This is a genomic window from Ruegeria sp. AM5 (genome assembly GCF_056540645.1).
On sequence record NZ_JBQFXC010000004.1, the window covers coordinates 85,092 to 106,563 of the forward strand.

General features: G+C 58.4%; 23 protein-coding genes. 17 read left to right on the forward strand and 6 right to left on the reverse strand.

Going from position 1 to position 21,472, the window contains the following annotated elements:
* Positions 1-86: 86 nt before the first annotated feature.
* The gene (locus ACR0AH_RS11930) at positions 87-1,310 is read right to left on the reverse strand and encodes a urate hydroxylase PuuD (protein ID WP_170397471.1); all 1,224 of its coding nucleotides are present in this window, start codon (positions 1,308-1,310) and stop codon (positions 87-89) included.
* Between the two features lie 95 nt (positions 1,311-1,405).
* Between ACR0AH_RS11930 and ACR0AH_RS11935 the strand changes: the two genes are divergently transcribed.
* A complete protein-coding gene (locus tag ACR0AH_RS11935; RefSeq protein WP_170424363.1) occupies positions 1,406-2,320 on the forward strand; it encodes a LysR family transcriptional regulator in 915 nt (304 codons plus the stop codon).
* 2 nt (positions 2,321-2,322) lie between these two features.
* Here ACR0AH_RS11935 and uraH read toward each other — a convergent pair whose 3' ends face one another.
* The gene (uraH, locus tag ACR0AH_RS11940; protein ID WP_170404478.1) at positions 2,323-2,679 is read right to left on the reverse strand and encodes a hydroxyisourate hydrolase; all 357 of its coding nucleotides are present in this window, start codon (positions 2,677-2,679) and stop codon (positions 2,323-2,325) included.
* Positions 2,680-2,842: 163 nt separating this feature from the next.
* Here uraH and puuE point away from each other — a divergent pair, with 163 nt between their 5' ends.
* The 3 genes from puuE (at position 2,843) to ACR0AH_RS11955 (ending at position 6,238) form a co-directional block, all read left to right on the forward strand.
* A complete protein-coding gene (gene puuE / locus ACR0AH_RS11945) occupies positions 2,843-4,261 on the forward strand; it encodes an allantoinase PuuE (RefSeq protein WP_170733284.1) in 1,419 nt (472 codons plus the stop codon).
* Positions 4,258-4,743 carry an ureidoglycolate lyase gene (locus ACR0AH_RS11950; RefSeq protein ID WP_480592097.1) on the forward strand — a complete coding sequence of 162 codons (486 nt, stop codon included), beginning with the start codon at positions 4,258-4,260 and terminating at the stop codon, positions 4,741-4,743. The genes puuE and ACR0AH_RS11950 overlap by 4 nt, the downstream gene beginning before the upstream one ends.
* A gap of 67 nt (positions 4,744-4,810) precedes the next feature.
* Positions 4,811-6,238 carry a nucleobase:cation symporter-2 family protein gene (locus ACR0AH_RS11955; protein ID WP_170511354.1) on the forward strand — a complete coding sequence of 476 codons (1,428 nt, stop codon included), beginning with the start codon at positions 4,811-4,813 and terminating at the stop codon, positions 6,236-6,238.
* Between the two features lie 39 nt (positions 6,239-6,277).
* Here the strand turns inward: ACR0AH_RS11955 and ACR0AH_RS11960 are convergent, their stop codons facing one another.
* From ACR0AH_RS11960 to ACR0AH_RS11970, 3 genes are all read right to left on the reverse strand, one after another.
* Positions 6,278-7,267 carry a type I glyceraldehyde-3-phosphate dehydrogenase gene (locus ACR0AH_RS11960; RefSeq protein WP_480592099.1) on the reverse strand — a complete coding sequence of 330 codons (990 nt, stop codon included), beginning with the start codon at positions 7,265-7,267 and terminating at the stop codon, positions 6,278-6,280.
* A 54-nt stretch (positions 7,268-7,321) separates the two neighbouring features.
* Positions 7,322-7,645, reverse strand: coding sequence for a hypothetical protein (locus ACR0AH_RS11965; RefSeq protein ID WP_170397457.1), 324 nt, complete (start codon positions 7,643-7,645; stop codon positions 7,322-7,324).
* A gap of 102 nt (positions 7,646-7,747) precedes the next feature.
* Entirely contained in the window at positions 7,748-8,581 is an 834-nt protein-coding gene (locus tag ACR0AH_RS11970; RefSeq protein WP_170397455.1) for a bifunctional allantoicase/(S)-ureidoglycine aminohydrolase, read from the reverse strand.
* Positions 8,582-8,757: 176 nt separating this feature from the next.
* Between ACR0AH_RS11970 and ACR0AH_RS11975 the strand changes: the two genes are divergently transcribed.
* The 5 genes from ACR0AH_RS11975 to ACR0AH_RS11995 all read left to right on the forward strand — a co-directional run bounded on the left by ACR0AH_RS11975 (position 8,758) and on the right by ACR0AH_RS11995 (position 13,025).
* On the forward strand, positions 8,758-9,114 hold the full coding sequence (locus tag ACR0AH_RS11975) for a hypothetical protein (RefSeq protein WP_170404458.1): 357 nt from the start codon (positions 8,758-8,760) through the stop codon (positions 9,112-9,114).
* Between the two features lie 222 nt (positions 9,115-9,336).
* Positions 9,337-10,572: an acyl-CoA dehydrogenase family protein gene (locus ACR0AH_RS11980; protein WP_170626491.1), complete on the forward strand. Its 1,236-nt coding sequence runs from the start codon at positions 9,337-9,339 to the stop codon at positions 10,570-10,572.
* 15 nt (positions 10,573-10,587) lie between these two features.
* Complete coding sequence (locus ACR0AH_RS11985; RefSeq protein WP_170626490.1) at positions 10,588-11,388, forward strand: thioesterase family protein; 801 nt, start codon at positions 10,588-10,590, stop codon at positions 11,386-11,388.
* 69 nt (positions 11,389-11,457) lie between these two features.
* Entirely contained in the window at positions 11,458-12,105 is a 648-nt protein-coding gene (locus tag ACR0AH_RS11990; protein WP_170565006.1) for a DUF1007 family protein, read from the forward strand.
* Positions 12,090-13,025, forward strand: a complete 936-nt coding sequence (locus ACR0AH_RS11995) for a nickel/cobalt transporter (protein WP_480592101.1) — start codon at positions 12,090-12,092, stop codon at positions 13,023-13,025. The genes ACR0AH_RS11990 and ACR0AH_RS11995 overlap by 16 nt, the downstream gene beginning before the upstream one ends.
* Positions 13,026-13,027: 2 nt before the next feature.
* On the opposite strand, the gene truA is transcribed toward ACR0AH_RS11995, so the two are convergent.
* Positions 13,028-13,795, reverse strand: a complete 768-nt coding sequence (gene truA, locus ACR0AH_RS12000) for a tRNA pseudouridine(38-40) synthase TruA (protein WP_170397443.1) — start codon at positions 13,793-13,795, stop codon at positions 13,028-13,030.
* A 107-nt stretch (positions 13,796-13,902) separates the two neighbouring features.
* Here truA and ACR0AH_RS12005 point away from each other — a divergent pair, with 107 nt between their 5' ends.
* From ACR0AH_RS12005 to ACR0AH_RS12040, 8 genes are all read left to right on the forward strand, one after another.
* Positions 13,903-15,318, forward strand: a complete 1,416-nt coding sequence (locus ACR0AH_RS12005) for a YcjX family GTP-binding protein (protein ID WP_480592103.1) — start codon at positions 13,903-13,905, stop codon at positions 15,316-15,318.
* Positions 15,315-15,770: a GNAT family N-acetyltransferase gene (locus ACR0AH_RS12010; RefSeq protein WP_170596968.1), complete on the forward strand. Its 456-nt coding sequence runs from the start codon at positions 15,315-15,317 to the stop codon at positions 15,768-15,770. The genes ACR0AH_RS12005 and ACR0AH_RS12010 overlap by 4 nt, the downstream gene beginning before the upstream one ends.
* Positions 15,763-16,752 carry a YcjF family protein gene (locus tag ACR0AH_RS12015; RefSeq protein ID WP_480592105.1) on the forward strand — a complete coding sequence of 330 codons (990 nt, stop codon included), beginning with the start codon at positions 15,763-15,765 and terminating at the stop codon, positions 16,750-16,752. Before ACR0AH_RS12010 ends, ACR0AH_RS12015 begins: the two co-directional genes overlap by 8 nt.
* A gap of 54 nt (positions 16,753-16,806) precedes the next feature.
* Positions 16,807-17,517: a VIT1/CCC1 transporter family protein gene (locus ACR0AH_RS12020; RefSeq protein ID WP_170733278.1), complete on the forward strand. Its 711-nt coding sequence runs from the start codon at positions 16,807-16,809 to the stop codon at positions 17,515-17,517.
* 86 nt (positions 17,518-17,603) lie between these two features.
* The gene (locus tag ACR0AH_RS12025) at positions 17,604-17,804 is read left to right on the forward strand and encodes an NAD-dependent epimerase/dehydratase family protein (protein ID WP_480592107.1); all 201 of its coding nucleotides are present in this window, start codon (positions 17,604-17,606) and stop codon (positions 17,802-17,804) included.
* Entirely contained in the window at positions 17,801-18,097 is a 297-nt protein-coding gene (locus ACR0AH_RS12030) for a DoxX-like family protein (RefSeq protein WP_480592109.1), read from the forward strand. The genes ACR0AH_RS12025 and ACR0AH_RS12030 overlap by 4 nt, the downstream gene beginning before the upstream one ends.
* Positions 18,097-18,588 carry a DUF2269 family protein gene (locus ACR0AH_RS12035; protein ID WP_480592111.1) on the forward strand — a complete coding sequence of 164 codons (492 nt, stop codon included), beginning with the start codon at positions 18,097-18,099 and terminating at the stop codon, positions 18,586-18,588. Before ACR0AH_RS12030 ends, ACR0AH_RS12035 begins: the two co-directional genes overlap by 1 nt.
* Positions 18,589-18,689: 101 nt before the next feature.
* On the forward strand, positions 18,690-21,398 hold the full coding sequence (locus ACR0AH_RS12040) for a DUF2339 domain-containing protein (protein ID WP_170733275.1): 2,709 nt from the start codon (positions 18,690-18,692) through the stop codon (positions 21,396-21,398).
* The last annotated feature ends 74 nt before the right edge of the window (positions 21,399-21,472 follow it).

A 21,472-nucleotide genomic window follows, 5' to 3' on the forward strand; every position in this document is an offset into this window, starting at 1 on the left:
AATTCATTTAGAGCATCTGACGGCGCTTAGGGGAAGAACTAAACAAAGTTCAGGTGTTTTTATTGGCAAACTCGTGTGCCAATCCGCTACAGACCGGCATTTCGGAACCAGCGAACAATCGCATCCCGGTCTTCAGGTTCCATATAGGTCACGTTCGCGGGAGGCATGGCATGTGTGACGCCGGATTGCAGATAAATCTGCTGCGCGTTCTGAGCAATGTCAGCTTTTGTTTCCAGCAGGACACCTTTGGGTGCCCACAGGATGCCTTCCCAGACAGGCTCGCGCGCGTGGCACATAGAACAGCGACCCAGAACTATGTCCTGTGCTTCTTCAAAGCCATCCGCTGATGCGAATTTCTGTTCGTAGGGAGTTAGTTGCCGGGCTTCGGCCTCTTCCAACGGGTCGTTCATCGAAGCAGTCGACAACCACATGATGGTCATGAACAGCAAAGCCGTTACCAACCAGGTCCAGGTTGGGTTTCCAGCGCGCGCATGGCGGGTGTTGAAATAGTGCCGGATCGTGACACCCATCAGGAAGACCAGCGCGGCGATGATCCAATTGTACTCGGTCGCAAAAGCCAGCGGATAGTGGTTCGACAACATCAGAAACACGACCGGCAATGTCAGATAGTTGTTGTGGGTCGAACGCAGCTTGGCGATCTTGCCGTATTTCGGATCAGGTGTGCGCCCGTTCTTTAGATCGTCCACCACAATGCGCTGGTTTGGCATGATGATGAAAAACACATTTGCGGTCATGATTGTGGCCGTGAAAGCCCCCAGATGCAGCATCATCGCGCGACCGGTGAATATCTGGTTATATCCCCAGCCCATAATCACCAGCAGCACGAACAGAAGAACCATCAGCAATGTCGGACGCTCGCCCAATCCCGACTTGCAAAGAAAATCGTAGACCAGCCAACCGACAGTCAGCGAGGCAGCCGAGATCAATATGCCTTGCCATAGCGCCAGATCCGCCTTTTGGGCATCGATCAGATAGAGCTCTCCGCCTACCCAGTAGACGATCATCAGTAGCGCGGCACCGCTGAGCCATGTGGCGTAGCTTTCCCATTTAAACCAGGTCAGGTGGTCGGGCATACGCTCCGGAGCGACGAGATATTTCTGGATGTGATAGAATCCTCCGCCATGGACTTGCCATTCCTCGCCGTCCGCCGGTCCGGGGATATCGCGGTTCAAACCAAGATCCAGCGCGATGAAGTAGAAGGATGATCCGATCCAGGCAATCGCGGTGATAACGTGCAACCAGCGCACGCCAAAACCAATCCAATCCCAGAACACGGCGAAGTCGTACATGCTTATGTCTCCGATTGCGTTGCGCCACACTAGGCAAACGGGCTTTTCTTCGGTATTCCCGTATATTGTCAAACTGTATCAAAAAAAACGATAAGATGTCCTATCTCGACAACATTCGAACCTTTGTCCGGGTCTATGACTTGGGCAGCATGTCAGCCGCCGGGCGGGATATGAGAATTTCACCTGCGGTGACGTCGGCGCGAATTTCGCAGTTGGAGGATCATCTGGGAGTACGCCTGTTTCAGCGCACAACTCGGAACCTGACACCAACGGAGCAGGGACGGGCGTTCTACCCCGGCGCGGTTGCGGTTCTGGATGCAGTTGATGAGGCAGAAGCCCAGGTCACGCATCTGACCGAAGCCCCCCGCGGGTCTCTGTTTGTTGCTGCGCCCTTGGGCGTCGGGCGCCGGTTATTGGCGCCTCATGTGCCTGATTTTCTGTCAGAATACCCTGAGATTGATGTGCGTCTAAGACTGACAGACCGTTCGGTTGATCTGACCACTGAAGGCTTGGATCTGGCTTTTTTCATCGGTCAGCCCGAAGACAGTACATTGCGCATTCGCAAGATTGCGGATTGCCAGCGTGTGCTATGTGCAGCCCCTGATTACGTGCGCCGATGTGGGATGCCAGAAGCTGGATCCGATCTGATTTCAGGCAAGCATGAATGCTTGAACCTGCGCTTCCCCGGCGCGGCAGAGTTTCAGTGGATGCTGGAAACACCCGATGGCCCGAAACGATTTGCTGTCTCGGGCAGGTATGAATGTGACGATGGTGATGTTTTGACCGATTGGGCGCTGTCCGGGCAAGGTATTGCCATGAAACCCGTTTTTGAGGTGTCAGAGCACTTGAAGGCGGGGAGGCTGATCCCGGTGGCGATGAAGACGCCTCCGGTTCCCGTGCAAATGGCCTGCCTGTATACGCATCGCCGCCATCAGGACCCGAAGGCGCGGCTGTTTATGGATTTCATGATTGACCGGATCGGCAAAGTGGTTCGAAGCGCCGAAGTCTAGGGCTAGCTGCCCCGGTAGGTCGAGTAGCCGTAGGGGGACAACAGCAGCGGAACGTGGTAGTGCGCGTCCGCATCGGACATGCCAAAGCGGATCGGCACCTGATCCAGAAACAGAGGATCATCGCCATCCTGACCCGTCGCGCGCAGGTAATCTCCGGCGAAGAATATCAGCTCATAAGTGCCGGTTTTAAAGTCGTCCTGCGGTAAGATCGGGCTATTGGTTCGGCCATCCGCGTTGGTTTCCATCTCGACCAGTTTACGGTGCGAGTTCCCTGACACTTTGTAGAGCGCGATTTTCAACCCCTCAGCGGGGCAGCCGCGCGCCGTGTCGAGAACGTGGGTTGTCAGATAGCCAGCCAAGGGTCTCTCCTATGTGTTTCTTTTGGTGTGCCACAGTCTGGGCCAAACCGCAAAATGGTTGAAATGCCGAAAGAAGTGGAAACAGTGTTCGGATTGATTTGATAATCAATAGACCGTTTCTGCGGTAAAGCTGTCAAAACACCTAATCGGACTGGAAGACCCTATGCAGCCGCCTCGTTACCCCCGCGATATGATCGGATACGGAGCCAACCCACCTGACGCCGCATGGCCTGGCGGGGCGAAACTGGCTGTGCAGATTGTGTTGAACTACGAAGAAGGTGGAGAAAACTGTGTTCTGCACGGGGACGCTGCGTCCGAGGCCTTCTTGTCCGAGATCGTTGGGGCGGCGCAGTGGCCGGGCCAGCGTCATTGGAACATGGAATCGATCTATGAATACGGCTCGCGGTCGGGGTTCTGGCGCCTGCATCGCTTGATGAAAGACCTACCGATCACCGTTTATGGTGTGGCTACCGCGTTAGCGCGTTCGCCAGATCAGGTTGCGGCGATGAAATCGGCAGGGTGGGAGATTGCCAGCCATGGCCTGAAATGGGTCGAGCACAAGGATATGCCTGAGGCAGAAGAACGGGCCCAGATCGCCGAAGCGATCCGTCTGCATGCCGAAGTCGTAGGGGATCGCCCGCGCGGCTGGTACACTGGGCGCTGTTCGGACAACACCGTGCGTCTGGTCGCCGAGGAAGGTGGCTTTGCTTATGTTGCCGATACCTATGCAGACGATCTACCCTACTGGATGCAAACCGGTGGTCGGGATCAGTTGATTGTTCCCTACACGCTGGATTGCAACGACATGCGCTTTGCGACGCCACAGGGGTTCAACGCCGGGGATCAGTTCTATTCATATCTGAAAGACAGTTTCGACGCGCTTTATGCGGAAGGCGAAGCTGGCGCGCCCAAGATGCTGTCGATCGGTTTGCACTGTCGCCTGATCGGGCGACCGGGACGCGTCATGGCGCTGAAACGGTTTCTGGATTACGCGCGCGGGTTCTCGGACGTGTGGTTCGCGACGCGATTGCAGATTGCCGAGCATTGGGCCGAAAAGCACCCGGCGGCTGAGCGTCCACAACCCTCGCAAATGGGCCGCGAAGAATTCGTCTCTGCGTATGGAGGTATCTTCGAGCATTCCGCTTGGATCGCCGAGCGCGCCTATGATCTGGAATTGGGCGCGGCGCATGACACGGCAGGCGGATTACACAATGCTTTGACCCGCATGTTCCGGTCCGCCTCAACCGAGGAACGGTTGGGCGTTTTGACGGCCCACCCTGATCTCGCGGGAAAACTGGCGCAGGCTAAGCGGCTGACACAGGAAAGCACGTCCGAGCAAGCCTCGGCAGGGCTTGATGCGCTGACGGATGAGGAACGCGCCACCTTCACCGAACTGAACCAGCGCTATACGAAAAAATTCGGCTTTCCGTTCATCATTGCCGTACGGGACCACAATAAGGCTTCGATCCTAAACGCATTCGAACGGCGCATCGAACAGGATCGCGAAACCGAGTTCGCCGAGGCCTGCCGACAGGTCGAGCGGATTGCCGAGTTCCGTTTGCGCGATGTGCTGCCCTCATGACTCAGATTGTCGTTGAACCGATCTCGGCTGAGGCTTTCGCGCCGTTTGGTGATCTGATCGATATCTCGGGCGAGCCCGACAAGATCATCAATCAGGGCCAGTGCGGGCGGTATCATGATCGGGCGAGGCTGGATTTCGCGGACGCCCGCGCGGGTATCAGCCTGTTCAACGCCAACCCACGCGAACTGCCTTATCAGCTAGAGATGGTTGAGCGTCATCCTGACGGCAGCCAGGCGTTCATTCCGATGACTCACCAGCCCTTTCTCGTGATCGTCGCCCCGGATGAGGAGGGGCAACCGGGTCGTCCTCGCGCGTTCATTACACAGCCAGGACAGGCGGTGAACTATCACCGGGGAACATGGCACGGAGTTCTGACACCCTTGCATGGACCCGGTCTGTTCGCAGTCGTTGATCGGATCGGGGAAGGCCCGAACTTGGAGGAATACTGGTTCAGCACACCGTACGAGGTGGTCAACCGCTGAAACCAGAACCGAAGCCGCCGGAGAAGCGGTAAGAACCCCATTGGATCTTAGGGAGGACAATGAGATCATGGCTGAAACTTCGATAGGGACGCCCGAACAGCTTCGGGACCCGAACTTCACACCCGCCTTGCACAAGGCGATACCGCTGGGCATTCAGCACGTTTTGGCGATGTTCGTCTCGAACGTGACACCGGCCATCATCGTGGCGGGTGCTGCCGGTTTTGGATTTGGGTCGAACTCCCCGGATTTTCCCGAATTGCTGTACCTGATCCAGATGTCGATGCTGTTCGCTGGGCTGGCGACCCTGCTGCAGACTATCACGATTGGCCCGGTTGGAGCGGCTCTGCCGATTGTACAGGGAACGAGCTTTGCGTTTTTGCCCATCATGATCCCTCTGGTCGCCGGAAAAGGCGTGGATGCCTTAGGGGCGCTGTTTTGCGGTGTCCTGGTTGGCGGCTTGTTTCATGCCTTTCTTGGCCTCTTCATAGGCAAGATACGGTTTGCGCTTCCGCCGCTGGTCACCGGACTTGTCGTAACAATGATCGGTTTGGCGCTGGTCAAGGTCGGTATTCAATACGCCGCTGGTGGTGTGCCTGCGATTGGCACCCCGGAATACGGATCGCTGCTTAACTGGTCGGCAGCTTTGGTTGTGGTTGTTGTGACGCTTGGCCTCAAGTTCTTTGCGCGCGGCATGCTTTCGGTGTCTGCCGTACTGGTCGGATTGGCGGTTGGTTACGTCTATGCTCTGATGGTCGGCATGGTGACGTTCGAAGCCATCGGCACAAGTTGGTCACGCGCCTCAGCTTTTGCTCTGCCCGTACCGTTCAAATATGGATTTGAGTTCTCTCTCGCCGCCGTGATCGGCTTTTGTCTCATGTCTTTCGTCTCGGCCATCGAGACTGTCGGTGACGTATCAGGAATCACCAAAGGTGGTGCAGGTCGCGAAGCAACCGACAAGGAAATCGCGGGCGCGACTTATGCAGATGGTTTCGGAACAGCGATTGCCGGTATGTTTGGCGGGTTTCCCAATACGTCCTTCAGCCAGAATGTCGGTTTGATTGCGATGACGGGCGTCATGAGCCGCCATGTTGTGACCTGTGGAGCTATCTTCCTGATCCTGTGTGGCCTTGTGCCAAAAGTCGGGGCAATTATCCGCACCGTGCCTATCGAAGTGCTGGGCGGTGGTGTGATCGTCATGTTCGGCATGGTGGTCGCGGCAGGTATTTCGATGCTGTCAGACGTGGATTGGAACCGTCGTAACATGGTGATCTTTGCGATTTCGCTGTCGATCGGTCTTGGGTTGCAGCTGGAACCCGGCGCGGTTCAGCACCTACCTGATACACTTCGTATCCTGATGACCAGCGGCCTGCTGCCCGCAGCGCTGATCGCCATTGTACTGAATTTGGTCCTGCCAGAAGAATTGGCCGAAGAATCGACTGAAGAGGTTTCAGGGGGTATGGCCGGTCACGGGGCGGGTAGCCTACCTCACGATTGAAGTCTTGAAGTAATCCGCAGCGTGCTTCAGCGCTGCGGATTACCCGGTGTTTGCCATTAGGCGCGCGACATCCAGCATGCGGGCTGAAAACCCCCATTCATTGTCGTACCAGCCAAAAACCCTGATCTGCCTCTCTCCAATCATGCGCGTCTCGGGCCCCGCCACCACCAGTGACTCAGGGCGGGACCGCAAATCAGATGACACCAAGGGCAGATCGGTCCATCCCAGCACGGCAGAAGCTGCGACCGCGTCGCGAAAGGCTTGGTCGAACTGCTCAGCGCTCATGCCACGTTCAAGCGTGGCGACAAGATCAACGGCAGATACGCTGGCCGTCGGAACACGCACCGCGGCCCCCGACACACGACCGGCCAGGTTTGGCAAGACGATATCAATCAAATGCGTCGCGCTCGAAGTCGTGGGCACCATCGACAATGCCCCGGCGCGCGATCGGGCTAGATCCCCGCGTGGCGCATCGACCATCGGCTGGCTGTTTGTATAGCAGTGGATGGTGGTCATGTGCCCGGACACAAGCCCGCCGATTTCATCAATCAGCTTGACGAGCGGTGCCAGACCATTGGTGGTGCAGGATGCATTTGAAACGATCCGTGCGCTGCCCAATTGATCTTCGTTTGCCCCCAGCACCAGTGTGACTTCGGCAGCGGGTGAAGGGCCGGAAATCAACACTTTATCCGCCCCAGCAGTCAAGCCCCGGCTGGCCACGTCGGATGTTCGCGCGATGCCGGTGCAATCGAGCATGACATCGACGCCGGACAGATCGACCTGTGCCAAATCGGCGCTGTGAGACATCAGAATAACGCGGCCATCGATATTCAGTGCTTCACCTTCGGTCGTGACCGAACCCTGATAGGGGCCAAACGTGCTGTCATATTTGAACAGGTATGCGCATGTTTCCAGCGGTGCGATATCGTTGATCAGCACCAGTTCTACATCCGAATGCTGCGGCAGGCTTAAGACCTGACGCAGAATGGTGCGGCCGATACGGCCGAATCCGTTGATCGCGAGTTTCATGCGCAAGCTATGGCAGGCAGATCAGGCGATCTCAATCAAAGTATTGTACCAATTTCAGTTGCAGCTGACCTGCGAAAAGAACTGGCCCGAAATGTTCTGGTACATGCTGGAATAGATCGCCTTGCAGCCGGTCGCCTTCTGTATCGCGGCCATTGCCTGGATGGTGCGAAGACGTGGCGGCGGGCCAAAGGGGTTCAAATTGTTGTTGTCCCGCGTCGCCCGATAAACCACAGGCGCGTCCGAGACCTGCGTCACCGCCCATGTGCGGCTCATGACGAAAACGGATTTGGTTTCTTCCTTGGCTGCGACCGGGGCGGCGTTGAACGCCGAAAGGCCAAGGGTGGCAACCAGTGCAATCATCGTACCGCGCAGTAACATCGAACAATCTCCAGTGCTGAAAACTCATTTGATTTCATCAGATTCCAGCGATTCTGTGAACCCCTTTACCAGAACTTGACCCGGTAAAGCCCCGATCGTCAGCTACCTAGACGGTACAGACAACGGCATGTGCCTATTCACATCCTTGTACAACAGATAGCGAAACCGTCCCGGTCCGCCTGCGTAACAGGCCTGTGGGCAGAAAGCGCGCAGCCACATGTAGTCACCGGCCTCGACCTCGACCCAATCCTGATTGAGCCGGTAAACAGCCTTGCCTTCAAGCACATAAAGGCCGTGTTCCATCACATGGGTTTCGGCAAAGGGAATCACGCCACCGGGTTCGAAATTGACGATGTTGACATGCATGTCGTGACGCAGGTCCTGCGGATCGGTGAAGCGGGTGGTAGACCAGCGGCCTTCGGTGCCGGGCATTTCGTTGGGTACCACGTCGCGTTCATTGGTGATGATCGGGTCAGGGGCGGGCAGGCCGGGCACTGCATCATAAGCCTTGCGCACCCAATGGAACCGGGCAACTGAATCGCCATGGTTGTGCAGCGTCCAGTCGCTGCCCGGGGGGATATAGGCATATCCACCGATCTCAAGAACATGATCCGCTTCGTTCAGGGTCAGCGTAACGCTGCCCTCGACCACGAAGATCACCCCTTGCGCATTTGGGTCGGTTTCAGGCGTATCGCTGCCACCGCCGGGCTGCACCTCCATTATGTATTGCGAGAATGTCTCGGCAAAACCACTCAAAGGCCGGGATAAGACCCAAAGACGTGTATTCTCCCAGAAAGGCAGAAAGCTGGTGACGATGTCGCGCATCGTGCCCTTGGGGATTACCGCATAGGCATCGGTGAACATGGCACGGTCGGTCAACAGTTGCTCTTGCCCCGGATGTCCGCCTGTCGGTGCATAATATTTAGGATGTGTCATCAAATGCCTCTGCTTCGTCTGGGCACAATATGAGGCGATCTCACGGGCGGACCTAGCGCCCGCCTTGCGAAAGGTTTGTTCGGGATAATTTGAAGGTGGCCAAGTGGGGCTTGGCCGCACACGCATAGAGGTATATCTATGGACGTGAAAGTCATTCAAATCGGCGAGGCCCTTTGATGAAAGCCTTTGTTTACACAGCGCTGGTTGCTGCACTTTTTCTAGGGGTGGGTGGAATAGCACAGGCTAAACCACTTTCCCGAATCATCGCGGAAATGGGGTTGAGCCCCGCTGACTTTGAGGTGTTGAACGACACCTCAAACGCGTTGCTGTCGACGGGCACTCCATCCGTGGGGCAGGAGAGGGCTTGGCTCAATCAGGACACCGGCTCGAAGGGGACAATCCGCGTGCAAAGCGTTCAGGGCAATTGTGTTATACTTCAGCACTTTGTGCAGCCTGAAGGTGCTGCACAGGCCCGCGATATCAGAACGCGCCGCTGCAAGACCGCTGATGGGAACTGGATCCTGACACCTTAAAGGCCGTTGCCTTGGCCAGCACCCGAACTAGCACAGCTGCACCCTTGTGATTTGCTCTAGCTAATTTTACCGCAGGCCCCCTGCTGGGCATCGCATTGATGCTGGACCGGGCTCAATTTGCGTGAATGACGTTCCGTCACTTAGCTGGACACGCTCATGGCCACTAAGCCATCCTCGGACCAAAGCCAAAGACCCGCATTGCGCCACAGGGAAGGAATAGACATGACCATGACTTTCGGATTGCGTGAGGAAAACCGCGCCCTGTTACAGCGGGTGAGAGATATGATTCACGACGAGGTCATGCCGCTTGAAGATGAGTATCAGGCAGAAATCAATAAAGGCGATCGTTGGAAATATACCGCGCGACAGGCCGAGATTCTCGAGGGGCTGAAAGCCAAGGCCAAGGCGGCGGGGCTTTGGAACTTCTGGCTGACAGACAGCGACAAAGGTTTTGGCCTCAGTACAGTTGAATACGCCTATTTCGCCGAGGAGATGGGCAAGACGCCCTTGGGGGCCGAAGTTTTCAACTGCTCCGCGCCCGATACAGGGAATATGGAGGTGTTTGAACGCTACGGGTCAGGCGCGATGAAAGAGCAGTGGCTGAAGCCTTTGCTCGACGGGCAGATTCGCTCGGCTTATCTGATGACCGAACCCGATGTGGCCTCATCAGATGCCACCAACATTTCGATGTCCTGCGTGAGGGACGGGGCCGAATATGTTCTGAACGGCGAGAAATGGTGGTCGTCTGGGGCGGGCGATCCGCGTTGCAGGGTCTATATCGTGATGGTCAAAACCGGCGGGGACGATCTGCCAAAGCACCAGCGCCAGTCGATGATCGTGGTCCCAGCAGACGCGCCCGGGATCGAAGTGCTGCGCCCGATGGAGGTCTATGGCCACGACGATGCGCCCCATGGACACATGCACATCCGTTTCACAGAAGTCCGGGTCCCAGCCGAAAACATTCTACTGGGTGAAGGGCGCGGGTTCGAGATTGCGCAAGGTCGCTTGGGGCCGGGCCGTATTCACCATTGCATGCGCGCGATTGGTCAGGCCGAGTCTGCGCTGGAGCAGATGTGCAAGCGTTCACTACAGCGCCAGGCGTTTGGGAAGAAACTGGCGCAGCTGGGGGCAAACTACGACATCATCGCCGAATGTCGGATGGAGATCGAAATGGCCCGTTTGCTGTGCCTCAAGGCCGCCTGGTACATGGATCAGGGCGATGCAAGGGCGGCGGCCCCATGGATCAGCCAGATCAAGGTCGTTGCCCCCAAGGTCGCGCTGAAGGTGATCGATGAGGCCGTGCAAATGTTCGGCGCACAGGGGATCAGTCAGGATACGCCCTTGGCAAATGCATGGACCCATGTGCGTACGCTGCGCCTGGCGGATGGTCCTGACGCCGTGCATCGCCGTCAGGTCGCGCGTGCCGAGTTGAAGAAATACACGCAGGAAAAAGTCTGAGGCGACAGAACCACAATGACATCGGATGTGTTGGGGAAGGCGTATTTCCACCAAAATGCGCAGGGTGTGTTTGTCGGAAATGACCCCACGCGCGGGCCTTGGTCAGCCGATCATTGCCATGCTGGGCCAGTCAGCGGATTGATCGTGCGGGCGGCAGAAACCGAAGTTGGCCCTGAGAAGATGTTGACCCGGTTGACCGTCGATCTGCTGCGTCCATTGCCTCTGGCTGGTTTGCGAGTCGCGGCAGAGACGACACGCCATACCAAGACGCTGGCGACCACACGGGTCACCGTACATGATCTGGACGACACGCTTTGCGCCACCGCCACAACCATGCATATGGTGCGCAAAGACCTTGGGGCCGTGCCCAATGTCGAACTGCCCGCGCCCAGGGTCGAAGATATGGTCGATGGCCCGTTTCCGATCGGTGAGATGCGCCATCAGTTGCCCGGTTTTGCCCATCACTCCCAGATCGGCTATCCCGCTGATGGCAAGCAAGGGGCAGGTCCGAAAACCGTCTGGATGCGTACACCTGCCTTGCTGGAAGGAGAGGACCCGTCGCCGATCCAAGCGCTCTGCCCGCTTGCAGATTGCGGCAATGGCATATCGTGGAACGCGCCCACATCTGAGATGGGTTTCATGAATACCGACCTGACTGTGCAAGTCCACCGCGAGCCTGTCTCGGACTGGCTGGCCTCTGACTCGATCTCGCACTGGCAACCCTCGGGGATCGGTATGTCGCAGTCAGTTCTTTTTGATACGCAGGGGCCAGTTGGGACGGCTTTGCAGACATTGGTCCTGTTCCCGCCGGAGTAAATGGCGGGATTCTGCAGCCTGGTGTTTAGTAGGATTGCCGATACCCGCTGCGCATTCTATCTTTGCAACATGCGCTGGCTTGCCTTCTCCTTGACCTGCCTTCTGCCGATACCGGCACTGGCTCATCCCCATGTTTTTATCGACACGGGGCTAGAGTTCATGGTCGATGACGCAGGCAACCTGACCCATGTGCGTGTGACCTGGGCCTATGATGAGTTCTATTCATTGCTGGTTCTGGAAGACATGCGACTGGATCAGGATGCAGATGGCGTGCTGACCGAGGCCGAAGAGCAGTTTTTAAGCGGCTTCGACGCGCAGTGGGTCGAAGGTTACAATGGCGATCTGGTCATTCGCATGGGCGAAACCGTGATCCCGCTTTCCGGCCCGCTTGAACCGCAGGCCACGACCGAGGATGCCCGCATCGTGACCACACATCTGCGCGCGGTCGAAGGAGACCCTGTTCCGGCGGATGCGCTGTCGATCAAAGCCTTTGATGAGAGCTTTTATACCGCATACGAAGTGACCCGCCCGGTTCTGGTTTCGGGCCCCACGACCTGTGAGATCGAACGGAGCGATCCGGATATCGACAACGAACTGGCCCAGATGCAGGCTTTTTTGCTGACGCTGGATGCCGAGTATGACCTTGAAGAAAACGATATCCCTCTGGTCGGTGAGAAATTCGCAACCGAGATTCGGCTTTCATGTCCAAATACCTGATCGTTCCCGTTGCCATCGCCTGCGGGGTGCTGCTGTGGTTCTGGGGCAGCGGTGGTTTTGACCATCTGGCCGCTTGGGCTGCCGGAGAGCAGCGCGAATTCCAAAACCAGATCGCCCGCGCCCTGCGCGCAGCACGCGCCGAGCAGCCCGAAGCTGTGGCAACGCTACTGACGGTCTGTTTTGCATATGGGTTTTTTCATGCCATCGGACCGGGCCATGGCAAGGTTCTGATCGGAGGATACGGGCTTGGCCGTCGTGTTGCGTTTTGGCGACTTTCTGCAATCAGTGTCCTGTCGAGCCTAGGGCAAGCAGTTACGGCGGTTGTGCTGGTTTATGCCGGGGTATTGGTATTCCAGATGTCACGCGAGTCGCTTGTAGGCACGACCGAACAGGTCATGGCACCGATCAGCTACGGCGCAATTGCCTCTATAGGCCTGTGGCTGGTTTTTCGCGCCATCCGCAGTTTTGCGCGGCGTCACAAAAACCAGGCCTCTCAAACGCACGACCACCATCACCATGCGCATGATCAGGAGCATCACCACAACCACGGAACCTGCCCGGATTGCGGCCATCGCCACGGCCCGACGGCCGAAGAAGTCGCTCAGGTCGGCAGCTTGCGCGAGGCGTTGATCCTGATCGCTGGCATAGCCGCACGCCCCTGTACGGGCGCGTTATTCGTGCTGATTCTGACATGGCAGATGGGTATCGCAATGGTCGGCATCGCGGGCGCATTCGCCATGGCTTTAGGCACCGCAACCGTCACCACTTTGGTCGGTTGGACATCCTTTGGGTTGCGCAGTGGGTTGTTGGCCTCTGCTTCGGCTACGCGCTTTGCATCGGTACTGGCCCCGACCATCGAACTGGTTGCGGGTCTTATCATCGCCGTGATTGCAAGCGGGCTGCTACTGCGGGCCTTGTAAACTTAGCCAAACACCGGTTCGGGATATCCTACCCGTGCCAGATACAATCCTTGCGGCGGGCAAACCGGCCCACAGGCCGCACGGTCAACCGCCTCAAGCGCATCGCGAACGTCTTCGGGCGTCCAAGCTCCGGCCCCCACGCGCTCCAACGTGCCAACAAAGCTACGTACCTGATTGTGCAGGAACGATCGGGCGCGAACATGGAAGTGGATTTCGGCGCCAGAGAAGCCCTGAACCTGTTCCACCCGCAACTCATCCAGTGTTTTGACCGGGCTGGCGGCCTGACAGATGGAGGACCGGAAGGTGGTGAAGTCATGCCGCCCGATCAGCATATCCGCCCCGGCTTGCATCGCCGCGACGTCCAGAGAATGATTGATCTGCCAGACCTGCCCCTTGTCGTGGGTTGCAGGTGCGCGACGCATCAGGATGCGGAACAGATATTGGCGCTCAAGCGCCGAAAACCGTGCGTGCCAATCATCATCCACCCGTGCGGCTTGCACGATGGCAACGGGCTGCGGCTTGAGGTGATAATTCAACGCCTCGGACAGGCGGAACGGGTCCCATTCTTTGACCAGATCGCAATGCGCCACTTGTCCTAGCGCGTGAACCCCCGCGTCGGTACGACCGGCGGCGGCGATTGTGTGGTCTCCGGGTTCGATCCGCGAAAGCGCTAGTTCGATCGCGCCCTGAACCGAAGGCAGCTCCTTTTGCCGCTGCCATCCGGCAAACGGTTCCCCTTGGTATTCGACTTGCAGCGCGTATCTGGGCATGGGGCGCTGGTATCGCGCCTTGGTCGGACGGGCAAGGGGGCGAAAGCTCTGGCAAGTGCCGCAACCGCTACCTATCTTGGGCAAAACGATAATTGCGGGGCGACAGCTTGGTCATCTCATCATTGGCAGACAGTCTGGTGCGCGGCGTCGAATCCGTGGGTGACCGTGTGTCCGAGACATTCTTCGAACCGGTCATCCGGCTGGGCGTCACGGGATTGGCGCGGTCGGGTAAGACAGTGTTCATCACATCACTGGTCGCCAACCTGCTGGATCGGGGCCGCATGACCGGTCTTGTGGCTCAGCAAGAGGGGCGTGTCACCGCCAGCTATCTGCAGCCGCAACCCGACGACACCGTGCCCCGGTTCGATTTCGAATCCCATCTGTCGGCGCTGACCGGACCAGCGCCGCACTGGCCGGACAGCACGCGTGCTGTTTCCGAGTTACGCCTGTCCTTCAAAGTCCAGCCCGCAGGTCTGCTTTCGGGATTGCAGGGCCCTCGAACATTGCATCTGGACATTGTGGACTATCCGGGTGAGTGGCTGCTGGATCTGGCCCTACTGGACAAATCCTATGAAGATTGGTCGCGGGACACGCTGGAACATATATCCAATCGCCCACAAGCAGGGGCATTTATGGCAAAGGTTCAGGCGACCGACCCAACCGCGCCACATGATGAGCCGCAGGCGCAGGACCTCGCCCGCAGCTTCACCGATTACCTTAATGCCGCGCGTGATGCCGGTTTCTATGACTGCACTCCCGGTCGGTTTCTTCTGCCGGGCGATCTGGCAGGGTCTCCTGTGCTGACATTCGCGCCGCTCCCGGTGTCGGGGGCGTCAATTCGGCGTTCACTACACCGCGAGATGGAGCGGCGGTACGAGGCGTACAAATCGCGTGTGGTCAAACCTTTCTTTCGCGACCACTTTGCCCGGATCGACCGGCAGATCGTTCTGGTAGATGCGTTGGGGGCAATCCATAAAGGCCCGCGAGCGGTCGAGGATATGCGCCGCGCGATGGCCGATATCCTGTCGGCCTTCCGCCCCGGTCGCAACGCATGGCTCAACAGGCTGCTGCTTGGCAAACGGGTCGAGCGTATCCTGTTTGCGGCCACCAAAGTGGACCATCTGCACCATCTGCAGCACCCGCGCCTGACCGCGATCATTGAGGCCCTGACCCGTGAGGCCCGCGACCGCGCCAGCTTTGCCGGGGCTGAAACTGCGGCCTTATCGTTGGCTTCACTTCGGACAACGACGGAAGAGATGCGCAGCCATAACGGCGTGGAATTGCCTTGCGTGCGCGGTACTCTGCTAGATAGCGGTAAGCAGGCGGCCTTTTACCCCGGTGATTTGCCCGAGGACCCTGCCCATCTGCTGGGCCCCGCGCGCAATGGGGCCGAGGGATGGCTGGGCGAGGACTATGGCAATATGGCCTTTGCACCCACACATTTGACCCTGAATCCCGGTGACGGTCCGCCACATATTCGGCTGGACCGGGCTGCGCAGTTTCTGATCGGAGACCGGCTGTGAACCTGATCCTTCGCCCCGCTCGCAGTACCGATGCCGGAACCACAGGCGCTATTCTGCATGAGTTCGCCCGCGAAAACGACTGGATGCCTGAACTGCATTCTGAGGCCGAGACCATTGCGTTTTGCGGCAAGATGATTGATCTCGGCTGGGTCACGGTGGCCGAAAAGCAGGGGCAGGTGGCCGGATTTCTGGCGTTGAATGGGGACGAAGTGCAGTCGCTCTATCTGGCGGCCTCGGCGCGCGGGCAGGGGATCGGGCAGCAATTGCTGGATCGCGCCAAAGCGCAGCGTCCCACGCTCAACTTGTATGCGTTTCAGGCCAATCCTTCCGCATGCCGGTTCTATGAGCGTAACGGCTTTGTCGAGGTCGCACGCGGCGATGGGTCCGAGAACGACGAAAACCTGCCCGACATCAGATATGTTTGGACGCGCGAGGAGTTGGTCGATGGCTAAAGGCCCCGTTTTGATTGATCTGGAAGACGATGCCTCGGCAGTTGATGTCTCGACCGCGCCTCCTGTTCCAGACATCGCGCCTCCGCAGGGACAGGCGATGCAGGCAGCGGTACGGTTTGTAGCGCGGAAACCTTCGGTTTTGGCGCGTTGGTTCTGGGGGCTGGCATTAGCCGTTGTGGGGGCGGTGGTCTCGGTCGCCGCATGGGATTTTGCCATCTCTCTGCTGGAACGCGCACCAATTCTGGGTTGGATTGTTACCGGCCTGATCGCCGCTCTGCTGCTGGTCGTGCTGATCATTGCGTTGCGTGAACTGGCTGCAATCAGCCGCCTATCCCGCGTAGACGGGTTGCGTCGCGCCGCTGATGCCGCATTGGCGGATGAAGACCTGTCGCAAGCTCGCGCCGTCACCAATCGCCTGATCACATTTTACAACGGACGCGACGAAACGCGCTGGGGTCGAGATCGCCTAAAGGAGCGGATGGGCGAACAATTCGATGCGGCAACCCTGCTGACCTTGGCCGAAGACGAGATTCTGGCCCCGCTGGATGCTGCCGCCAGCCGCGAGGTCGAGGCCGCAGCGCGGCAGGTCGCGACCGTGACCGCTCTGGTCCCGCTTGCTCTGGCGGATGTAGCGACGGCGCTGGCAAGTTCATTGCGCATGATCCGGCGGATTGCGGAAATCTATGGCGGTCGCGCAGGTTTCTTGGGCAGTTGGCGCCTAACCCGCGCCGTATTCGTGCATTTGGTGGCAACGGGTGCAGTAGCGGTTGGGGATGATCTGCTGGAACCGATATTGGGCGGCTCAGTCCTCAGCAAACTGTCCCGCCGGTTCGGCGAGGGGCTGGTCAACGGCGCGCTCACCGCCCGTGTTGGTGTTGCCGCGATGGAGGTCTGCCGCCCGCTGCCTTTCTCGAAACGCCACCAGCCCTCGACCCGTGGCATGATCAAACGCGCGCTCAGCGGGTTGTTCTCCAGGACTTGATCTGGCGCAAGGCCGTGCCTGAACCTGTCCTGCATAAACAGGACGGAGCCAGCCATGACCGAACACGGCCACAGCCAGCAAGAGATTTTCGAACGGATCAATGCGCCTCCGGGGCGTGGGGTTCTGCGCGATGTGGTTTATGGCGGCATCGATGGCTCAGTCACGACATTCGCGATCGTTGCCGGGGTTGCCGGGGCAGGTTTATCGCCTTTTGTCATCGTGGCACTTGGGCTGGCCAACGTGCTGGCGGATGGTTTCTCGATGGCGGCGGGCAACTACTCGGGAACCAAGGCCGAGCTCGATAACATCCACCGTATTCGAGCCATCGAGGAACGGCATATCAAGTTGTATCCGGATGGCGAGCGAAAGGAGGTGCGCGAAATCCTCGCACAAAAAGGCCTTTCAGGCAGCGTTCTGGATGACGCGACGGCTGAAATCACTTCGAACCACGACAATTGGGTCGACCTGATGATCGAGGGCGAATACGGGCTGGGCAGCGTCGACCCGCATCCCCTCAAAGCCGCGATGGCGACGTTCTTTGCCTTTCTGATCGCGGGGATGATTCCGTTGTTGCCGTTCCTCTTATCCGTTGCAGATGCGTTCACGGTATCAGCCTGGATGACTGCGGGCGTATTCTTTGCCATTGGCGCGATGAAAAGCCGGTGGTCGCTTGCCCCCTGGTGGCGATCAGGCGGAGAAACCCTGCTGATCGGGGGTGCGGCGGCAGCTATCGCCTTCTGGGTTGGCTCGTTGTTTCACCCCTGAATGGTGCTGTTGTCGCGGACGGGGTGATCAGGCTGGTCCTCAGAATCTGACCCGCTAGGGTGTTGTAAACCATTGCGAGGCACCTCGTGGCAACGGATCATCCTGAAAAAACTGTTTTGGTGCTAGGCGCTTATGGCTTTATCGGTGCTGCGGTCGTTCGGTCGCTGCATGCGGATGGCGCCTGTGTGAAGGGGCTTGTGCGCAGCCAGAAGACGGCTGAGAGGGTCCTTCCGGATATTGCGCTGATCTCGGGGGATCTACGTGATTTCAAGTCGGCGGCGGATTGACGGGGCTATCGCGGGCAGCCGAGATACTCTCACGCAATGGTTGGCCCATTGGGATTGCCAACACGAGCGTGGTGTTTTGGTCGATGATCAATATCGCGCTGGGGCTGGCAATCTTGTGGCGTCCGTGGGCCGCACGCGCTTGCCTCGCGCAGGCTGCAATCGCCGCTTTCTATCTGATCGCCGCCACGTTGACGGAGCCTGAACTGTGGCTCGACCCTTTGGGATCGTTGGTCAAGATAGCACCGGCTTTGATGCTATCACTGATCGCGCGATCCATGTTGGAGAGCCGCTGATGGACCCGGACCTGATCCTGCGTTGGCTGCACGTGATCGGAGCATGCGTTCTTCTGGGTACCGGCGCGGGTATCGCTTTTTTCATGCTTATCGCGCACCGAACGGCGGATGCTCGGGTGATTGCTCATACGGCGGGAATCGTGGTGCTGGCCGACACAGTTTTTACGGCCACCTCAGTCATTTTCCAGCTGATCACCGGCGTGTTGCTGGCCTGGCAACTGGGCTGGCAACTGGGCTGGTTGCTGTCGGAGGGTCGGATCGCGATATTACAGTTGCTTTACGTACTGACCGGCCTGTTCTGGCTGCCGGTGGTTTGGATTCAGGTGCGTCTGAGGGATTATGCAAGGCAGGCTGATCGGGATGGTACCTCCTTGCCAAGCAGTTACTACAAACTGTTCCGCAGATGGTTCGCTTGCGGTATTCCGGCCTTTGCCGCAGTGCTGGCGATCCCTTGGCTGATGCTGGCACGCCCTCACATCCTGCTTTTCTAGGCCGATTACCTGAGCAGCAGGCGGTATCCATGCGGATTTCCAGACTATAAACCAGCCTGTCTGCACGGTACGTTTGGCGCATCGCATCCCGGAGGTCTCGGTTGGAATCCTTGCTTGTCCTCGTTGGTCTGATCGTTCTGGCCATTCCTGTTTCGATCATCGCTTTGCTGATTGGTCAATCGCGGTTGCGTAAGCGCGTCGAACAGCTTGAGCGGCAATTGGCCAGGCAAATACCGGAAAGCGGCGCCGAAACCTCCAAAACATCAAGGCCGGAGCCGACGACGACGCAAACCAAGCATGATCCCTGGGCCGCGGCGAAAACCTCATCTACCAATGACGAAAGCCCATCGGATGCGCCGCAGGCCGTTGAGGCCGCCGATCCTCCTGCCACCATCGTTTTTCGTGAGGAAAAGATCGCTGCGCTGGGCGCGTGGTTGCGTGAGAACTGGTTCTATGCGGTTTCGGCGCTGTCACTGGCGTTGGCGGGGATTTTTCTGGTTCAGTACGGGGTTGAAAACGGACTGTTGCCACCGACAGCGCGCGTCATCGCGGCGTTGGTCTTTGGCCTTTTGCTGATCGGAGCGGGTGAAGTGATCCGCCGCCGCTTTGGCGACGATGAAAACTCATCTACTGCATACTTGCCGTCTGTATTCTCGGGCGCAGGTCTGGTGACCCTGTTCGGAGGGGTTCTGGCCGCGCGCCAGCTTTATGATCTGATCGGCCCCGAGGCCGCTCTGGCCGGTCTCGTTATCATCGCTCTGTTTGCGTTGGTCTTGGGATGGTTCCACGGGCCGCTGCTCGCCGCCGTAGGCCTAATCGGAGCCTTTGCCGCGCCCTTTTTGGTTGGAGGCGCATCGGACGATCCTAGTTGGCTTTATGGTTATTTCTTTATCATTGCCATTTTGGGCTTGGGTATCGATACCGTCAGGCGGTGGGCATGGATTTCCATTCTGACGCTAGTGGGTGCATACGGGGCGGCGTTTTTTCTGGTGCTGTCTTCCCCCTCCACGGAACCGGGGTATCTGACCTGTGTGACAGCACTGGCGCTGATTGCGATGGCGATACCCGTGCGCAGTATCTGGCCCGACCACACCGGCCCGATGATTGCCGAAGTCATTCGGCGACGGAAAGGGATTCCATGGCCCGTGTTTCCAACCCGAATTGCCTTTGGTGCGGTTCTCACCAGTTCCATCATCCTGTCGCTGCATTGGTCGGATTCAAGCGGTGAGTTTTGGCTGGGCGTTGCACTGTTTACCGCTTTGATACTGGCGCTGATCCTTTGGACAAAAGCTGCGCGTGCGTTGCAGGATGTGACGGTGCTGCCTGCGTTGGGTCTGATCTGGTTTGTTCTGCTGCACGGGTTGGACGGTGGCTCCGTGTGGCGCGGCTTTGCCGACACATACGTGGAAACGGCCGAGGCCGATTATCCTTGGGTAGTCACGCTATTGGTTGCCCTCGGGGCCTTGATCAGCGTGCTCGCTGCGTGGCGGTCCTTCCACGCCGGGCGCTACGCTGTGGTCTGGGCCGGGGGTGCAGCCCTATATGCTCCGACGCTGGCGATCGCGCTTGAAGTCGGTTGGCAGCCTGCAAACGTGATCGGAGCTTATGCGTGGGCCTTACACGCAATCGCAATAGGCGCGATGATGGTGGTTTTGGCCGAACGGTTTGCGCGGGCCGATGGTGAGAAACGGATGCGGCCTGCCCTGGCAACTCTGTCTGCGCTATCGTGCCTTAGCTTTGCCTGCATCATCGTACTCAGTTCTGCCGCATTGACCGTAGCACTTGTCGCCATGATTGTTGTGGCCGCGGCGCTGGACCGGCGATTTGTTCTGGCTCCGATGAGTTGGTTCATTTGGGCGGGTGTGTTCACGGTGACCGTACGGCTGGTGCTCGACCCGGGGCTCGATTGGGCCGAAACCGCGCCTTTGATCGAAATGACCTTGGTCTATGCAGTGGCGGTTGCCGGGTTCATCATGGGGTGGGCGTTGCTAAGGTCCTTGGACCGCCCGATTGCCTCATTGCTGCTTGAAAGCGCGGCCTGGGCAACGGCGGGAATACTGCTATCGCTCTTGTTGCTGCGTTGGCTGGAAAGCTTCGGAGAAGGCGGCGCGACAGACAGCCATTGGGGGCGGGGGCTGCTGGCGGTGATCTGGCTGCTGCTGGCTTTTGCACAAATACAGCGGTTCGAGCTTGGCGGTAAGCTGAACTACGCGCGTTACGCGCTCGCGGCGTTCTTTGCGGCACACGGCATGATGCGTCTGGTTCAGGCTTTGTCTGAGGCTAACCCGTTGCTCGACCCATTTGCCGATCCCGTGCTCGGCCCGCCGGTGCTGAACACGTTGGCGGTGGCCTATCTGTTGCCTGCGCTGGCCATCGGCTTCTCGGCTTGGCGCGTCGTGACGCAGCCCGTGCTACTGAAGCAGATCAGTTATGGGGTCGCCGGTGCCCTGATCGCTTTTTGGCTGGGGCTTACAATCCGTCATGTCTGGCAGGGGGCGAGTGGCATGTATGAAGGCAACGGCGTCACCCAGCCCGAGCTTTATTCATACACCATCACCTTGTTGGTGGTCGGCGCAGGGTTGTTCTACCAGTCGCTGGCCCGCCGGTCCGATTTGATGCGTAAGGCCGGTTTGGCCGTGATTGGCCTCGCGGTGGCCAAGGTGTTTCTGATCGATATTGCCGGATTGGGCGGGCTGATCCGGGTGTTTTCGCTGTTGGCGCTCGGTCTCGCACTGGCGGGTCTTGCATGGCTCAATCGCTGGGCCAAGCTGCGCCATTCGTCGCAAGACCCGGAACCTCTGGACCATTGAGAGCAGGCGTCCTATAAGCGCGGCCATGTTTGACCGGCTGGCCATCATTATTCGAATTATATCCCCGGCGCTCT

Excerpts from the sequence above, each read along its gene's own strand:
- ACR0AH_RS11930 (WP_170397471.1), bottom strand. The coding sequence starts at position 1,310 with ATGTACGACTTCGCCGTGTTCTGGGATTGGATTGGTTTTGGCGTGCGC.
- ACR0AH_RS11935 (WP_170424363.1), top strand. The coding sequence starts at position 1,406 with ATGTCCTATCTCGACAACATTCGAACCTTTGTCCGGGTCTATGACTTG.
- puuE (WP_170733284.1), top strand. The coding sequence starts at position 2,843 with ATGCAGCCGCCTCGTTACCCCCGCGATATGATCGGATACGGAGCCAAC.
- ACR0AH_RS11950 (WP_480592097.1), top strand. The coding sequence starts at position 4,258 with ATGACTCAGATTGTCGTTGAACCGATCTCGGCTGAGGCTTTCGCGCCG.
- ACR0AH_RS11955 (WP_170511354.1), top strand. The coding sequence starts at position 4,811 with ATGGCTGAAACTTCGATAGGGACGCCCGAACAGCTTCGGGACCCGAAC.
- ACR0AH_RS11960 (WP_480592099.1), bottom strand. The coding sequence starts at position 7,267 with ATGAAACTCGCGATCAACGGATTCGGCCGTATCGGCCGCACCATTCTG.
- ACR0AH_RS11965 (WP_170397457.1), bottom strand. The coding sequence starts at position 7,645 with ATGTTACTGCGCGGTACGATGATTGCACTGGTTGCCACCCTTGGCCTT.
- ACR0AH_RS11970 (WP_170397455.1), bottom strand. The coding sequence starts at position 8,581 with ATGACACATCCTAAATATTATGCACCGACAGGCGGACATCCGGGGCAA.
- ACR0AH_RS11975 (WP_170404458.1), top strand. The coding sequence starts at position 8,758 with ATGAAAGCCTTTGTTTACACAGCGCTGGTTGCTGCACTTTTTCTAGGG.
- ACR0AH_RS11980 (WP_170626491.1), top strand. The coding sequence starts at position 9,337 with ATGACCATGACTTTCGGATTGCGTGAGGAAAACCGCGCCCTGTTACAG.
- ACR0AH_RS11985 (WP_170626490.1), top strand. The coding sequence starts at position 10,588 with ATGACATCGGATGTGTTGGGGAAGGCGTATTTCCACCAAAATGCGCAG.
- ACR0AH_RS11990 (WP_170565006.1), top strand. The coding sequence starts at position 11,458 with ATGCGCTGGCTTGCCTTCTCCTTGACCTGCCTTCTGCCGATACCGGCA.
- ACR0AH_RS11995 (WP_480592101.1), top strand. The coding sequence starts at position 12,090 with ATGTCCAAATACCTGATCGTTCCCGTTGCCATCGCCTGCGGGGTGCTG.
- truA (WP_170397443.1), bottom strand. The coding sequence starts at position 13,795 with ATGCCCAGATACGCGCTGCAAGTCGAATACCAAGGGGAACCGTTTGCC.
- ACR0AH_RS12015 (WP_480592105.1), top strand. The coding sequence starts at position 15,763 with ATGGCTAAAGGCCCCGTTTTGATTGATCTGGAAGACGATGCCTCGGCA.
- ACR0AH_RS12020 (WP_170733278.1), top strand. The coding sequence starts at position 16,807 with ATGACCGAACACGGCCACAGCCAGCAAGAGATTTTCGAACGGATCAAT.
- ACR0AH_RS12035 (WP_480592111.1), top strand. The coding sequence starts at position 18,097 with ATGGACCCGGACCTGATCCTGCGTTGGCTGCACGTGATCGGAGCATGC.